At 51.0% G+C, this 14,529-nt stretch carries 18 protein-coding genes and 1 pseudogene; 13 read left to right on the top strand and 6 right to left on the bottom strand.

Annotated elements, in window-relative coordinates; all coding sequences use genetic code 11:
- From IKG78_RS11175 to IKG78_RS11155, 6 genes and pseudogenes are all read left to right on the top strand, one after another.
- A pseudogene (locus tag IKG78_RS11175) lies at nucleotides 1–217 on the top strand (radical SAM mobile pair protein B); the annotation flags it as partial.
- 52 nt (nucleotides 218–269) lie between these two features.
- Nucleotides 270–878 (top strand): aldo/keto reductase, encoded by a 609-nt coding sequence (locus IKG78_RS11170; RefSeq protein WP_290943395.1) that lies wholly within the window; start codon nucleotides 270–272, stop codon nucleotides 876–878.
- Between the two features lie 114 nt (nucleotides 879–992).
- The gene (locus IKG78_RS11165) at nucleotides 993–1,916 is read left to right on the top strand and encodes a phosphatase PAP2 family protein (protein WP_290943392.1); all 924 of its coding nucleotides are present in this window, start codon (nucleotides 993–995) and stop codon (nucleotides 1,914–1,916) included.
- Between the two features lie 328 nt (nucleotides 1,917–2,244).
- On the top strand, nucleotides 2,245–2,520 hold the full coding sequence (locus tag IKG78_RS11160) for a type II toxin-antitoxin system RelB/DinJ family antitoxin (protein WP_290943389.1): 276 nt from the start codon (nucleotides 2,245–2,247) through the stop codon (nucleotides 2,518–2,520).
- Complete coding sequence (locus IKG78_RS20390) at nucleotides 2,520–2,798, top strand: type II toxin-antitoxin system YafQ family toxin (protein WP_366075268.1); 279 nt, start codon at nucleotides 2,520–2,522, stop codon at nucleotides 2,796–2,798. Before IKG78_RS11160 ends, IKG78_RS20390 begins: the two co-directional genes overlap by 1 nt.
- A gap of 142 nt (nucleotides 2,799–2,940) precedes the next feature.
- On the top strand, nucleotides 2,941–3,273 hold the full coding sequence (locus IKG78_RS11155; RefSeq protein WP_366075271.1) for a putative quinol monooxygenase: 333 nt from the start codon (nucleotides 2,941–2,943) through the stop codon (nucleotides 3,271–3,273).
- Between the two features lie 61 nt (nucleotides 3,274–3,334).
- Here the strand turns inward: IKG78_RS11155 and IKG78_RS11150 are convergent, their stop codons facing one another.
- The 4 genes from IKG78_RS11150 to IKG78_RS11135 form a co-directional block, all read right to left on the bottom strand.
- Entirely contained in the window at nucleotides 3,335–4,138 is an 804-nt protein-coding gene (locus IKG78_RS11150; RefSeq protein ID WP_290943385.1) for a LysR family transcriptional regulator, read from the bottom strand.
- 61 nt (nucleotides 4,139–4,199) lie between these two features.
- A complete protein-coding gene (locus IKG78_RS11145; RefSeq protein ID WP_290943383.1) occupies nucleotides 4,200–5,417 on the bottom strand; it encodes an ATP-binding protein in 1,218 nt (405 codons plus the stop codon).
- Between the two features lie 108 nt (nucleotides 5,418–5,525).
- A complete protein-coding gene (locus tag IKG78_RS11140) occupies nucleotides 5,526–6,464 on the bottom strand; it encodes an aldo/keto reductase (RefSeq protein WP_290943379.1) in 939 nt (312 codons plus the stop codon).
- Nucleotides 6,465–6,603: 139 nt separating this feature from the next.
- Complete coding sequence (locus tag IKG78_RS11135; RefSeq protein WP_290943377.1) at nucleotides 6,604–7,179, bottom strand: TetR family transcriptional regulator; 576 nt, start codon at nucleotides 7,177–7,179, stop codon at nucleotides 6,604–6,606.
- A 143-nt stretch (nucleotides 7,180–7,322) separates the two neighbouring features.
- Here IKG78_RS11135 and IKG78_RS11130 point away from each other — a divergent pair, with 143 nt between their 5' ends.
- From IKG78_RS11130 to IKG78_RS11110, 5 genes are all read left to right on the top strand, one after another.
- Nucleotides 7,323–7,871: a DapH/DapD/GlmU-related protein gene (locus IKG78_RS11130; RefSeq protein WP_217651017.1), complete on the top strand. Its 549-nt coding sequence runs from the start codon at nucleotides 7,323–7,325 to the stop codon at nucleotides 7,869–7,871.
- 29 nt (nucleotides 7,872–7,900) lie between these two features.
- Nucleotides 7,901–8,422 (top strand): nuclear transport factor 2 family protein, encoded by a 522-nt coding sequence (locus IKG78_RS11125; RefSeq protein ID WP_290943374.1) that lies wholly within the window; start codon nucleotides 7,901–7,903, stop codon nucleotides 8,420–8,422.
- 11 nt (nucleotides 8,423–8,433) lie between these two features.
- The gene (locus IKG78_RS11120) at nucleotides 8,434–9,366 is read left to right on the top strand and encodes an aldo/keto reductase (RefSeq protein ID WP_290943372.1); all 933 of its coding nucleotides are present in this window, start codon (nucleotides 8,434–8,436) and stop codon (nucleotides 9,364–9,366) included.
- Nucleotides 9,367–9,558: 192 nt separating this feature from the next.
- Complete coding sequence (locus tag IKG78_RS11115) at nucleotides 9,559–10,071, top strand: flavodoxin (protein ID WP_073189543.1); 513 nt, start codon at nucleotides 9,559–9,561, stop codon at nucleotides 10,069–10,071.
- A gap of 190 nt (nucleotides 10,072–10,261) precedes the next feature.
- Nucleotides 10,262–10,897: a DUF4143 domain-containing protein gene (locus tag IKG78_RS11110; RefSeq protein ID WP_290943370.1), complete on the top strand. Its 636-nt coding sequence runs from the start codon at nucleotides 10,262–10,264 to the stop codon at nucleotides 10,895–10,897.
- 108 nt (nucleotides 10,898–11,005) lie between these two features.
- Here IKG78_RS11110 and IKG78_RS11105 read toward each other — a convergent pair whose 3' ends face one another.
- Together IKG78_RS11105 and IKG78_RS11100 are read right to left on the bottom strand one after the other, a co-directional pair.
- Nucleotides 11,006–11,365 carry a hypothetical protein gene (locus tag IKG78_RS11105; protein ID WP_290943368.1) on the bottom strand — a complete coding sequence of 120 codons (360 nt, stop codon included), beginning with the start codon at nucleotides 11,363–11,365 and terminating at the stop codon, nucleotides 11,006–11,008.
- A complete protein-coding gene (locus IKG78_RS11100; protein ID WP_173319863.1) occupies nucleotides 11,365–11,532 on the bottom strand; it encodes a hypothetical protein in 168 nt (55 codons plus the stop codon). Before IKG78_RS11100 ends, IKG78_RS11105 begins: the two co-directional genes overlap by 1 nt.
- Before the next feature lie 286 nt (nucleotides 11,533–11,818).
- On the opposite strand from IKG78_RS11100, the gene IKG78_RS11095 reads away from it, so the two are divergent.
- Nucleotides 11,819–13,093 carry a carboxymuconolactone decarboxylase family protein gene (locus IKG78_RS11095; RefSeq protein ID WP_290943366.1) on the top strand — a complete coding sequence of 425 codons (1,275 nt, stop codon included), beginning with the start codon at nucleotides 11,819–11,821 and terminating at the stop codon, nucleotides 13,091–13,093.
- A gap of 93 nt (nucleotides 13,094–13,186) precedes the next feature.
- A partial coding sequence (locus tag IKG78_RS11090) for a flavodoxin (protein WP_290943364.1) occupies nucleotides 13,187–14,529 on the top strand: 1,343 nt, incomplete at its 3' end.

Genomic DNA, 14,529 nt, shown 5'->3' with positions numbered 1-14,529 from the left:
TGACGAAATTTATAACAAAAAGAACCGCAGCTATTTTGAAGCGCTGGAAAAGAAAGCAGAAGAGCTGGCTAAAAAGTATGATTGCAGGTTTGTTGATAATGAAACTCCGTATGAGAGAGTAGAGAAAGGACATCCAACAATCGTAGATTACTTTTACCACGAAGAAGTAAGAGGAACTGCCAATAGTGGAAAGAGAAATGTAATTCATAATCCTTGATGGAAGAATAAACCGGAAGTTAATCGCACAAATTCCAGTTGCGGAGGTAAAGATGGTAATAATTATAACGGGAGCATCCCATGTCGGGAAAACGATTCTGGCACAACGGATGCTTGAGAAATACAAATACCCTTATTTTTCAATTGACCATTTGAAAATGGGACTTATTCGTAGCGGCATTACTGATTTCACCCCAGAAGACGATGATGAACTTACAGACTATCTTTGGCCAATCGTTCGAGAGATAATAAAGACTGCTATTGAGAATGAGCACGTGAACCAGATCGAATTGCATCCGTTCTTTTCGCAGTATGCCGCCATCGAAAACATGAAGGGCTACGGCACCGTCCCGCAGGCTTGGGCACCGCTCGCCGAAGGCAAGCACGGCATTTTCACGCACCCGCTCCTGAGTGCCATCGGCGAAAAGTACGGCAAGACCGCCGCCCAGGTGGCTCTCAAGTGGAATGCCCAGCGCGGGGTTTCCATTATTCCGAAATCCGTTCATAAGGAACGCATGGAACAGAATATTGACATTTGGGACTTTTCACTTACCGCCGAAGACATGAAGCAGATTGATGCTCTGGACATAGGCCATAGCGAAATCATCGACCATAACAATCCCGAAGTTGTCAGGTATATTCTCTCTGCAAAGTCGGAATAGGGGGAGGAATGCGGGAAAAAAGGGTCTTTCCCATGGTTTTGGCCTAGGAACGGGTACGGTTGCGGAAGGGTGGCTTGACAAGGCTGTTAAATTTTGGGAATTTGTAGATAATCGATGAAAAAAGTTCTGACGACATTCAAGACGGTATTGCTTTCGCTCGTGTTCACGACGGTGGCGTACGCCGCGGATCCCTCTGCCGAATTTCCCGACAGCGTAAATGTTGCCGATGCTCATGCCGAAACGCCTTCGATTGATTCAACAACCGTGGATTCCGCAGCCATCGATAGCGCACAAAAGCTTTCCCCGTTCGATCATTTGGGCCACAACATGCTGCTGAGTGTGTTCGGCTGGCCGCTCGGGTTCCACATCCTCGGCGGTGCGCTTACGTACAAGTTCTCGATGGAAAACAACGACCTGATGGTGGCCCGTTTTGCAGCGCGTCAGGATCAACTTGTTTACGGCATCGCATTCACTCCCGGCATGATGATGGGAACGTTCTTCCCGATCCTTGTTCCGGGCTACATGTACTTTATCAGCGACAACCGCGCGCTGAACAACACCGGTGCCGTCGCCGTGCAGGCCACCGCCGTGGCGTTCCTCTACAACAACATCCTCAAGGCGATTTCGGCTCGCGAGCACCCCGACGCGGAACTCAACAGCGGCGAGCGTTCCCGCGATTTCAAGTGGGGATTTTTTAGGCGCGGAGTATTTTACGGCTGGCCCTCGGGGCATTCCATGACCAACGCGGCCATGGCCATGAGCATCGCAAGCTACAACCGCGACAAGCCTCTCGTCGTGGCGGGCTGCGCCCTGTATGCGGGCTACATCGCGACAAGCATGGTGCTCGGCGCAAAAGGGGAGGCCCACTGGTTCTCCGACGCCGTCGCGGGCACCTTGATGGGAGCCTCCATCGGCTGGTACATCGGCAGCGTGTTCTACAAGGAAAAAGTCGGCGAAAAGCAGACCCCGCCCAAGGTCACCATCGCCCCGCTATTCTACAGCGACACCAAAGGCGCCGTGCTCAGCGTGAGGATATAAGTCAAACGCCTGGTACACAACCTTGTGTAACGATGAAAGGGGGAGGGGGCTTGCCCCTAGGCAAAAACATTCCCCTTCAAAAAATGCATAAACCTCTTGACAACCGCCATCTGGTAATTTATATTTAGTGCACAAGTGTGTAGAAAATTATTTTCTCGCACAGTGTAAAACAAGCAAAGCCCCGCCTTTTTTATGCATGTAGGCGGAGGGAGGAAAGATGTGTGAAGATAAATGGCCTAAATCGGTCCCAAATTCGCAAATTAACGGTCAAATGTATTGCATTTGCATTGAAAATGAATTAAATTTGTACAAAAACGAGGTAATTCATATGGCAAATGCAGTTTTGCAGACAAGAATCGACAAAGCCACCAAGGACCAGGCGGAAGATTTATTTGAATCACTCGGACTGGATATCACTACGGCTATTAGACTTTTCTTGAAGCAGGCGATTAATCAGCGCTGCATCCCTTTCGATATCGTTCCGCCTCAACGCGAGTTCTCGGATTCGACGTTGGCCGCTATTGAAGAGGCGAAAGGCCTTGCTAGGAACCCCAGGACAAAAAGGTATTCTTCTGCCAAGGAACTCCTTGAGGATTGCAAGTAATGGTCTATGAGCTTATTAAGACATCTCGTTTTAAGGCGGGAGTGAAACTTGCTCGGAAGCGGGGGTTGGACATTTCGCTTCTAGAAAATGTCATTGAAAAATTGCGACTTGATCAACCGCTTGAGGCAAAGCATCGTAACCATGAATTGACGGGAAATTTCAAAGGCGTCTGGGAATGCCATATTCAACCGGATTGGCTATTGCTTTATCTGAAGAAGATTTTTCCGACAGCAAACCATAAAAGCATTTGCTTTCACTATGCGTCACACGCATACTGAGCATGAAAATTAAGCATTTTGTGCATGCTCCGAAAAAATTTATATTATATGCAAAGCATTTCGGAGTGGCAAAGTGAAACTCAAGTTTTTAACGCTATTTTCAATCCTTGCGCTCGCTGCGAGCGTGTTTGCGGAGAGTGCCATGAGCAACATTACGGTAAACCTGCGCTATACGGGTAAGAACGGGGCGGCAAAGAAGTTCGCCGAAGAGATGGTTTCTAGCGGGACGGTGGCGAAAATCCGTGCCGAGAATGGCAACATCCGCTACGAATATTTCCAGTCGCTGGACGATCCCGAGACCATCTTGCTGATTGACGCGTGGGAAAGCCAGGCGGCCATCGACGTGCACCACGCTTCGCCCATGATGAAGACGATTGCGAAACTCCGCGACAAGTACGACTTGAAAATGACTGTCGAACGCTACACGCCCGACAACACCATGCCCAAGACCGACGAAAAGTTCATCAGGAAATAAGTCGCGACAATGCAATGCCCGCGCGCTGTTTGGCGATAAGGCGACCAGCGGGAAATAGATTCTACGCCAGAGTCACCTTGAAAAATTCCACGTTCATTTCGCGGTCGGCGAGCGGCACAATCTTGCGGCTCTTGGGAATGTCGTAGTCGAACTTCTGGTCCGAAACGAAGGTCAACAGCGAAGACTGCTCGATGAGCTTTGAAATGCCCTTCGTGCTGTCGTGCTTGATGAAGGTGACATCGGGAATCTTCTTGCGCTTGACCTGCTCCCAGAAGCCCACGTTGCTGCGCTGGATGATGGTCTCGCCCTTGAGTTCACGGAGCCGGATGGACTTGCGCTTGGCCAGCGGGTGCTTTTTGGGGAGCGCAATCGAGAGCCGCTCCTGCATGTATTTTTCGGCGCGGTATTTCTTTGCGCGTGGGGCCTTGAGCGTGATGCCGATATCCGCCGTGCCCTCGTTCAGCGCCTTTAGCACGCCCGCCTCGTTGTCGATAATCTCGTAAGTGACTTGCGCACCGGGGTATTTCTCCTGCAGTTCCTGCACCATCCGCATGGCGGGGAGAATGGCCACCGACGCGATAGAGAACGTGCGCGTGCTCGCTCCCTGCGGGCTCACCTTTTCCATCATCTCGCTTTGCAAGTCCATGATGCGCTTCGCGTATTCGGCGACTGTGCGTCCCTTCTCGTTCAGCTCGATGCGGTTCTTTTTGCGCTCGAAAAGTGGAGCGCCGATTTCGTCTTCCAGCTTCTTGAACGCGCGGCTCACCGCCGGCTGCGAAGTGTAGAGCTTGTCCGCAACGGCCGAAAGCGTCCCGTATTCCAGGAACCCGGCCAGCAATCGCAAGATGTAAGTCTCGACAAACATAAAAAGCCCCTTTTGGGGAGAATATAATAAATCCGCTATGCGTCAAGTGAATAGTGAACGTTTAAAACTTACCCACAGGCACAACTTTGATGGTGTAGCCTTTTTTTTCGATAGTCCTTTCCTCGTTCCATGTCACAATAGTTAGGTTGTCGCAGCCTAGTTCTCCAGCACATTCGACGATGCTGTCCACTTCCCGCTTTATAGTCTTTTCTTTGGACATGTCGTAGCAAACCTGGATAAGTTCCTTGACCTTGTTACCTTCACGAAGTACAAAGTCGGTTTCCTTGTCGTTTCGGGAATGGTAATAGAACAAAGTCTTTTCGGTGTTATACCCACGATGGAGCAACTCCACAAAGACCTGGTTTTCCAGCAATTTCCCGAGATTTTCGCTCAAATTGAAAGCCTTCGACGCAACAAAACCATTATCAACCACATACACCTTGCGAGGCGCTTTTTTCATCAGCTTTAGTTTGTTGTTATACCTGTCCAGATAATAAAATAGAAACGGCTCGTGCAAGTAATCCATGAACTTTTTTGTTGTGGTGACGCTAGAGAGCCCAAGGTCATCTGCCACGTCATTGTAGCTAAATGTTCCCGTGAAATTGGACAAAAGAAACATGGCTACATTGTTCAAGTCTGTTGCGTTTCTGATCTTATGTCTTCTGACAATATCCTTGTACAGAATGGAGTCGAAAAGGGTCTGTAAATAACTTTGGGTAATAGACCTTTGAGTAAAAGTCTCCGGATAACCGCCGTTTTTCAAAAAGTCGTCCTGTATTTTTTCTGCATTACCCAGGCGCCCCGCAAACTGCGATGCCTCGGCAAGGCTAAATGGCAGCATGTTGATTTCAAGGTAGCGGCCAGTTAGTACGGTTGCCATTTCGCCAGAAAGCATTTTGGCGTTACTGCCGGTTATGACCAAATTTACGCCACGGCGGTATAGTTTATTTACCCAGACATCCCAGCCGTCAATGTTCTGTACTTCGTCCAGCAGCAAGTACTCGTAATTCGGGTAAATTTCCCCAAGTAACATCTCCGCCTGCTGTTCGTCCCATTTTTTTAATAGTTCGTTATCGTCAAAATTCAGGTAGGCGAAGTTCTTGCCCCGCAACATCAAAAGGGCCTGGGTGGATTTTCCGACACGCCTCGGCCCCGTCAAAAGTTTGATGTTCGGGCTTTTCAGCAATTCGTCAAAGTTGTATATGGTTTGACGGGGGATATACGGCAGACCGAGAAGTCTGTCCCGCTCCTTGCGCTGGTTTTGTATGGCTATCTTCATAGAGAAACCGTCCTTCACCCATAAAAATAGCTTTTTTATTCAATAAATACACTGTATTGGATAAAAAATGTACTTTTTTATCCATTATGACTAAAATTTTGACGATTTTCACCAGTTCTCGTAGCGGTGTCCCGTATCGAGGGCGGCGATTTGCTTCATTTCGTCGTCTGTCAACTCGAAGTCGAAAATCGATATGTTTTCTGCGATGTGGTCGGGGTTCTTGGAGCCCGGAATGGCAATGTAGCCCGATTGCACATGCCAACGCAACACCACCTGTGCGGCCGATTTCCCATGAGCCTTCGCTATCTTTGCGACAACCTTGTTCCCCAAAACATCTTCGGTGTGGCCGCGCCCGCCCAGCGGGTAATAAGATTCCACCACAGCGCCATAGCGCTTTGCGTAATCCTTGAATTCCGTGTTCTGGTAAAACACATGGTTCTCGTTTTGCACCACGGCAGGCTTGATTTCGAAATCAGCAAAAAAGCGCTTCGCCGTCTTTTCGGTGTAGTAATTCGATATGCCGATGGAACGGATCTTCTTCGCCTTCACCGCGCGTTCCATAGCCTTGTAAACCGCCTTGTCCTCGGCATCGCTCCCGTGCTGGTGCAACAGCATCAAATCAATATATTCAAGCCCCAGTTTTTCGAGTGAGTCGTCGATGTCTTCGTCCAAGGAGTTGCTCCACGGCACCAGTTTCGATGTCACGAACAAATCTCCACGCTTCACAAGCCCATCGTCAATCGCCCGGCGGATTCCCTTGCCCACGGCTTCTTCGTTGTCGTAATATTTTGCCGTATCAATCAGTCGATACCCGTTCTTGATGGCGACATAGACCGCATCTTCAGCCACCTTGCCGCGCAAAGTCCAAGTGCCAAGCCCGAGAACCGGCATATCGAAACCCGAATTCAACTTGACCGTTGGGGCCGCCCCTTTGCTATTCTGCACGCTTGAATCTCCTTTGTTCGAAACCTTCGGCACTGCCTGCGACGCAGCATCGCTCGAACACGCCACGAACAGGAAAACGAACAAGAAACTGAACCACCTCATGCCCTAAAAATAACCAAATCCCGCAACAAATCAAAATACTTATTTCGCATAAAAGATATGCTTTGAAGGCATAGGTGGGGGAAGCCTCACCCTCGCTCACCTTCGTTGGCTCAGGGACTAGGCAATGGAACGCCTTATTTTACTCCCTGTTTGCGAAAGCCTTGATGCCGCCTTCCATGAGAGTTGCGGCAAGTTCAATCATTTGTTTAAGCGGGATTTTACGGCCGTCTTGCACCCACTGGCGGTATAGCGCGAGCGTGGTGTTGTTGAACGCCCGTACGATATTCTGGATGCAGACCTGCTTGGTGTGGAGTCGCGTCGTTTTGGAATGGGTGTGGGCCAAGACCTTGCGTTGCATGGGTTCGCGCACGTAGTCCAGGCGGCTGTCGCAGGTGATTTTCTTGAAGAACTCGTCTTGCGATTCCATGAACTCGAAAAAAGAGCGCACGATTTCTTTCTGGTTGTCGAGGTAGTTGTAGTCTTTCACGAGCTCAATATAACGCTCCATGTAGCCCGCTTGGATTTCGCGGAGCACGTCGTCGGTGCTTTCGTAGTGCAGGTAGAACGTGTTGCGGTTGATCATGGCGCGGTCGGCGAGGGCCTTGACGGTAATCTTTTCGTAGGGCATTTCGCAGACCATCTGCTTGAACGCCGTGTAGATGGATTCCTTGGTGCGCCGGATGCGCAAATCTTCTTTGTGGGCGGCTGGTTTCATACCGTAAAATATACAAAATAATATGCACTTTTTGAACATCTGTCGCTTATTTTGCACTAGCCCATAACTTGCCATTTGAATTCGGGTCAAAACAACCTATAATTCAAGTGTAAACAACAAAAATGCGCAAGCAAGGAGCACTTATGGACTGCAAAGAAGAAATCGTCGATTCCCGAATCCCGGACCCCGAGGCCTTTGAAATCGGCTCGAAGAACGCCCAGATTCTGTTCAAGTTGAACCACACCATGCCCATGACCGAGGAATACGGCAAGGTGGTCAAGGAACTGTTCGGCGACAATATCGGCGAAGGGACGATGCTCACGGCTCCGCTTCAGGGTGTATGCTTTGAGCGTGTGAAAATCGGAAAGAACGTGTATATCGGCAGCAACCTGCTCCTGATGGCCCGCGGCGGCATCACCATTGAGGACGGCGCTTGGATTGCGGCCAATGTGCAGTTGCTTTCGAACAACCACGACCTTTACGACCGTGCGGTTTTGCAGTGCAAGCCCGTGCTTATCAAGGAAGACGCGTGGCTTGGTGCGGGTGTTTCCGTGTTGCCCGGCGTGTGTATCGGCAAACATGCCGTGGTGGGCGCAGGTTCCGTGGTCACGAAGGACATTCCCGATTATGCCGTTGCCGTAGGAAGCCCCGCCAAGGTGGTGCGCATGCTTGATCCGGAGAAATTCGCATAACCGCGGCACTTGCCGCAAGGAGAACCAAAATGAAAAAACTCGTTACACTTTTAACTGTCGCAGCGGCCCTTTTGTTTTCTGCTTGCGACTGCAACAAGGAGGCTCAAATGAAAATGGAAGAACTTGTTGAAAAGCAGGCGTTGAAAGAACTGGTGGACACCTTCTCGAATTTGGCCGACATGCGTGACACCAAGACCCAGAGCATGCTTTTTACCGAAGATGCCACCATGACATCCATCGTGGGCGGGAATGCCTCTACGCTCAAGGGGCGTGACGAAATCGAGAAGGCCTGTGCCAGGTTCCTCTCGCTGTTCGATACGGTTTACCATTCCAACGGCCAGCAGGTAGTGACCATCGATGGCGACCGTGCCAAGGGCGTGTCTTATTGCACCGTGATGCTCATCGGGAAAAACGCGGAGGGCGTGCACACGCAGAATTTACAGGGAGTCCGTTATGAGGACGAATACCAAAAGATTGACGGCAAGTGGTATATCGCAAAACGCACTTCCCATTTTGAATGGTCCGATGTGCGCCCGGCGGGAAATCAATAAGGAGAACCAAAATGAACAAGACTGTTGCTATGATGCTTTCGACTGCGGCGCTCGCTGCTGCGGCGGGGACAGCCACCCCGAAGGTGAATCCTGTCACCATCCCGTTGAACGACGGGCGTGCCATTCCGCAGTTCGGGCTAGGCACTTACAATTCTTCGGTGGCCGAGGCGAAGGACGCTTTGGCGGTGGCGCTCAAGCTCGACTACAGGCACGTGGATACGGCTCACGCCTACCGCAACGAGCGTGGTGTTGGCGCTGCCGTGAAGGAGTCGGGAATCCCCCGCGAAGAAATCTGGATTACCTCCAAGCTCTGGCCCACGGATTACGATCACGGTAACGCCGCTGAATCTATCGACAAGATGCTGGAACGCTTGGACGTGGATTACATCGACCTGGTTTACCTGCACCAGCCTGTGGGCGACTACATGGCGGGTTGGCGCGGCCTCGAAGAGGCGGTGAAGCAGGGCAAGATCAAGTCCATCGGGATTTCGAACTTTGACATGGACGAGCGTGCATTCGACGAAATCATCGCGAAGGCAAAAATCCGGCCCGCCATCGTGCAGATTGAACTGCACCCGTATGCGCAGCGCAAGGCCTTCCGAGAAAAGTGCAAGAAGCTTGGCATCGCGGTAGAAGGCTGGTTCCCGTTGGGCGGCACCGGCGGCAACGCGACCCTCTTTGGCGACAAGACCATCAAGGAACTGGCGGCAAAGTACAAGAAGTCGCCCGCGCAGATTATCCTCCGCTGGCACGTGCAGGAAGGCTTCTCCACGATTCCAGGGGCCCGCAACCCGGATTACATCAAGGAAAACATCGAGGTGTATAACTTCAAGCTTTCCGAAGACGACATGAAAAAGATTCGCGGCCTAGACAAGGAAAAGCGTTTCTTTACCTCGACCCTCGCCGAAATTCAGCATTTCAAGGACTGGAATCCCGGTGACTAAAGACCTTCATTGTCGCCGACCGTTTGCTCACTATGCACTACACGCATACTGGGCATAAAAATTACGCATTACGCGGTCGTCCTGAAATTATTTATATTAAAGGCAACCGGTTCAAAGGAATTTTTAACAGAAAAGGCGGATCCCATGAAAAAAATCACCTTGATTCTTTTATCACTTCTTCTAGGAGTCTCTATGGCAGCAGAAAAGAAAATCCTCGTCGTTTACTATTCCCGTGCCGATGAAAACTACAGCGTCGGAAACATTTCCAAGGGCAATACCGAGATTATTGCCGAGATGATTGCGAAAAAGACGGGCGGCACGCTTTTGCACGTGGAACCCGCGAAGGAATACCCCAAGAAATACGACGACTGCATCAACGTGGCCAAGAAGGAACTTGCGCAGGACGCGCGTCCGGCCATCAAGCCGGTGAACGTGAACCCCGAAGAATTCGACGAGATTTACGTCGGTTACCCGGTGTGGTGGGGTGAAATGCCCATGCCCATGTTCACCTTCTTCGAGAAGTATAACCTGAAGGGCAAGACGATTCACCCGTTCGTGACCCACGAAGGCAGCGGCCTCTCGGGTGTTGCGCGCCTCAAGAAGGTGACCGGCGCGAATGTGACCCCCGGCCTTGCCATCTACGGACACGTGGCCCAGAACGAACGCGACAAGGCCCAAAAAGAAGTCGACAAGTGGGTGAAGTAGGCTGACTACACTGAATTCCGTAAAAGAAAACTCCCGGATCCGAATGGATTCGGGAGTTTTACGTCTCCCTTCCCCCCCCCGAAAAGAGGGGAAAACTTTACAATTTTAAAATTGCATTTTATATTTGTAAAAAAGTAGCGAACTGAGGGTGGTGTGCGTATGATTCCACGCGAGTTACCTGCGCACTTATGTGGAACGCGATTTGCGTACACTCAAGAATGTGGGAAACTTGAATTTATTCGTAAAATTCTTGAAGTTGTGTGCCGGAAGAATTGGGCAACTGTTAAATGAGTCATCGCTTGCAAACGAGTGCGGCGTTTCTACACCAACGATAAATTCATGGCTTTCCGTGCTGGAGGCCAGTTTCATACTTTACCGCTTAAGGCCTGACTTCCGTAACTTCAACAAGCGGGTTGTAAAGACGCCCAAGCTTTATTTCTACGACACCGGTCTTGCTTGTTCGCTGCTTGAAATTGATAGTGTGAATCAACTAAAATCGCACTTTGCCCGAGGGAGTCTTTTCGAGAATCTGGTCATCAATGAATTTATGAAAAGTTCATTAAATCAGGGTAAAGAACCAAGGCTTTCTTTTTGGAGAGATAACGTCGGCCATGAAGTGGACTTGATTCAGGACCGGGGTGGAAAACCGTACGCTTACGAAATCAAGTCGGCGGAAACGTTCAACTGGGAGTTCCTCGACAATCTGAATTTCTGGGGAAAAATTTCTGGATATCCCCACGAGCAAAAAGCCGTTTTATACGCGGGGGCAAAGGAATTGTCGCTGACAGAAGCAAACGTCATTCCTTGGAATAAACTAGCTTTTTGACAAGGCTCAAAAAGAAGTCGATAAGTGGGTGAAGTAGGCTTGCGCCTTACTTAGGATTGCTGGTCCTTTTCTTTAATTCAATCAAGTCGAAATACATCAGGCGACTGTTTAAAGGCTTGTCTGATGTTTGCTCTGAAAATCAAGGCTTATGCCGAGTCTGCCAATCATGACGGCCGGATAGCTGCTGTATATCTTTTCGCGGGGGATGTTCTTCTCAATCTTTCTTTTGCGAGATCCGGGAATTTTCTTGATGCTGTCATTGGAAAGCGTAAAAACCGCCACCAGTTGAGCCGGGTCATCGACAAGAGAAAAACAATAATTCTTGCAAAGCAGCTCTTCGCTCTGCAAAAAGGCGTCTTTCGTGAAGAAATCATCCAAATCGTTGTCCCCGCACTTGAATGATTTGCATAGGGCGACCTTGCCTTGAGTGTAGAACCCAAAGCGGCAATTCTGTTGGAGAAAGTTCATTACTTAAATTCTCTAAAATCGGCCTTGGAGAGAATGTCCCTGGCCTGTTCAATTTGCTTGGAAAAATCGATGGAACCGCGACGCTTTTCGCTTTCTTCCATCATGAGGTCAAACCTGTCCGACGCTTCGCCGGTCAGTATCGGTACTGATGCGATTGCTAGTGCCATGATGACCTCCATTGTTGAATTGAACTATAGTCAATATACATTTTTCCTCGTGCCGGTGCAAGTGGTGAAACTTGAGTCAATTGGCTTATTTGAGGAAAATGAAGCCTTTTGACCGTGCTAGAGCAAAAATATATTTTTAGAGTGTCATAAAATGACAAAATGGGAAAGAAACGGAATTGTATCGTTTTCACTATGCGTTTCACGCATACTGAGCATGAAAAAATGGTATTTTGCGGAATTTGCGCATTTATTTATATTAAAGGCGTAGAAAGAAAAGGAATAAACCATGAAACTAGGGACGATTATGACGATGCTTGGTATGGGTGCGGTGCTTGCCGCATGTGACTGCTGCCCGCAGGGCGAGGCGAAGGCACTTTCGCAGGACAAGGAACTGCGTGCCGTGATGGATAACTTCACGCAGAACGAGGTTCCGGCGGCGACTCCGCTTGTGGAAAAGCGCGAGGTGGAGTTGATTCGCCTGGTGTCGCTTGTGACGCAGCAGTCGGGCGCTCTTTTGCAAGAAGAGGTGGCGACGGCGCTTGCGCAGGGGCTTGCTCCCGAAGAAATTCTCGAGGCCATTTACCAGTGTGCCCCCTACACCGGGTTCCCGCGGACGGTGGATGCGGTGGAAATTGCCCGCAGCGTGTTCAAGGCGAAGAACGTGAAGGTGGACGAGAATCGTGCGACGGTGACGGCGCAGTCCCGCCTGGAGGCGGGTGCCGACGCGCAGGGAACGCTGTTCGGCCAGACTTTCCGCGACATGGCGAAGAACGGCAAGAGCGGTATGCCGACCATCAATTACTTCCTTGCGAGCAACTGCTTTGGCGATTACTACACCCGCAAGGGGCTCGACCTGAATACCCGCGAACTCTTGACGATGGCGATTCTCGTGAACCTGGGAACGGAGCCGCAGCTCAAGGCACATATCGGCGCGAACCTGAAGATTCGTACGGCCGAATACGTGGAACAGGCGATTTACAACTGCTTGCCGTATTGCGGGTACCCGCGCACGCTGAACGCGTTGCGACTGCTCAAGGAAGCGGTGGCTGAGACGGCAAGCCAACAAGGCCCTTCGGCAAGCTCAGGGACCTTGAACGCGGCTGGTGCTGTAAACGCGTCGGACGCAAAGGTCGCTGAGCAAGGTCGAAGCGTGCCGGGCAAGGACTGGAGTGTGTTCCCGGTGGGCAAGCCGAACGACGCCTACGCCAAGTATTTCGTGGGCAAGAGCTATCTCGACATGATCAGCAAGGAACAGGTGGGTGTCGGGAACGTGACTTTTGAACCGGCATGCCGCAACAACTGGCATATTCACCATGCAAAGAAGGGCGGTGGCCAAATTCTCATCGCGACGGCGGGCCGCGGCTACTACCAGGAATGGGGCAAGCCGGCGGTGGAATTGAAACCCGGCGACGTGGTGAACATTCCGGCTGGAGTCAAGCATTGGCACGGGGCGGCTCCGGATTCCTGGTTCCAGCATTTGGCAATCGAAGTTCCCGGCGAAGGCGGTCGCAACGAATGGCTTGAGCCCGTGAGCGACGAAGATTACGGGAAGTTGAAATAAAATAATTTTCACACGAGTCATTCTCCAAAGGAGAATTCATACAGCCTGCGACTTTTTATCCGCAATGGAAATGGTGTATAATGGAGAAAATTTATGAAGTTCGCTAAACTTTTATCTTGTGCAATTTTGTGGTTCTCGGCGGTGTCGCTTGCGGCGGCACCTGCGCCCGACGGCTTCGTGCTTATCAAGGGCGGGACTTTCAACATGGGAAGCCCCGCAAACGAGGACTGGCGCGTCAACGACGAGACGCTCCACAAGGTGAAGGTCTCCGATTTTTACCTGGGCAAATACGAGGTGACGCAAAAGCTTTACCGCGAGGTAATGGGCGAAAATCCTTCCAGTTTCAGGGGTGACGATTTGCCCGTCGAAAACATCACATGGCTCGAAGCGGCTCGTTTTTGCAACAAGTTAAGCGAACGCGACGGACGCACTCCCGTTTACGCTATCGAAGGCGATGCGGTCAGCTGGAATCGTGAGGCGAACGGCTTCAGGCTCCCCACCGAAGCGGAATGGGAATACGCGGCCCGGGGCGGCACGACCACGCCGTTCTACACAAAGAAGGCTCCCGGTGCCGACGACGTGAATTTTTACGGGCATTATCCGTATCAAATCGAGCAGAACTATTTCAACGACGAGGTTCTGGAAACCCGCCCCGGCGTTTACCGCGGGAACACGCTCCCCGTGGGCAAATTCAAGCCCAATCCCTTCGGGCTTTACGACATTTACGGGAACGTGGGCGAATGGTGTTTTGATTTTTACGGCGATTATGGTGTTTCTGCGGGTTCGACAAGCGTGACGGTCGATCCGGCGGGCAAGCCTTCGGGCACAAGGCGCGTGCATCGCGGTGGCGGCTGGAACGATTTCGGCAAGAACCTCCGCAGCGCCTATCGCGGAGCCATGCAGCAATCCAGCAAGAGTTACAATGTGGGGCTCAGACTCGCCATGAATGCGGGTGCAGGCGTCAAGGGAACTTTTGTGACCCAGGAAGCGGCGGGCTTTAAGGGCGAAAAGACGCAAGCGGCGGCGAACTCGAAAGGCAGTTCCCGTGCGCTGATCGTTTTCTATTCCTGGAGCGGGAATACCCGCGGTGTCGCCCGCGAAATCAAGAAGCAAACCGGTTTTGACATGGTGGAATTAGAACTCGTCAAGCCCTATTCCGACGACTACAATACCGTCTTGAAGCAGGCGCAGAACGACCAGCACAAACAAGCGCGCCCAGCCCTCAAGAAAAAGCCCGACGCAAAGAAGTGGGCCGACTACGAAACGATTATCATCGGTTACCCCAACTGGTGGGCGAGTATCCCGATGCCTATTGCGACTTTGCTCGAAAGTTACGACTTTACGGGCAAGCGAATTCTGCCGTTCTGCTCCCACGGTGGCGGGCGCTTTGGCCAGAGCATCACCGCGATTGCGAAACTCGCGCCCAACGCAAAAAT

It is taken from the genome of Fibrobacter sp. (assembly GCF_017545445.1).
Classification (GTDB): Bacteria; Fibrobacterota; Fibrobacteria; order Fibrobacterales; family Fibrobacteraceae; genus Fibrobacter.
This window is presented reverse-complemented; position numbering and strand designations above follow the sequence as displayed.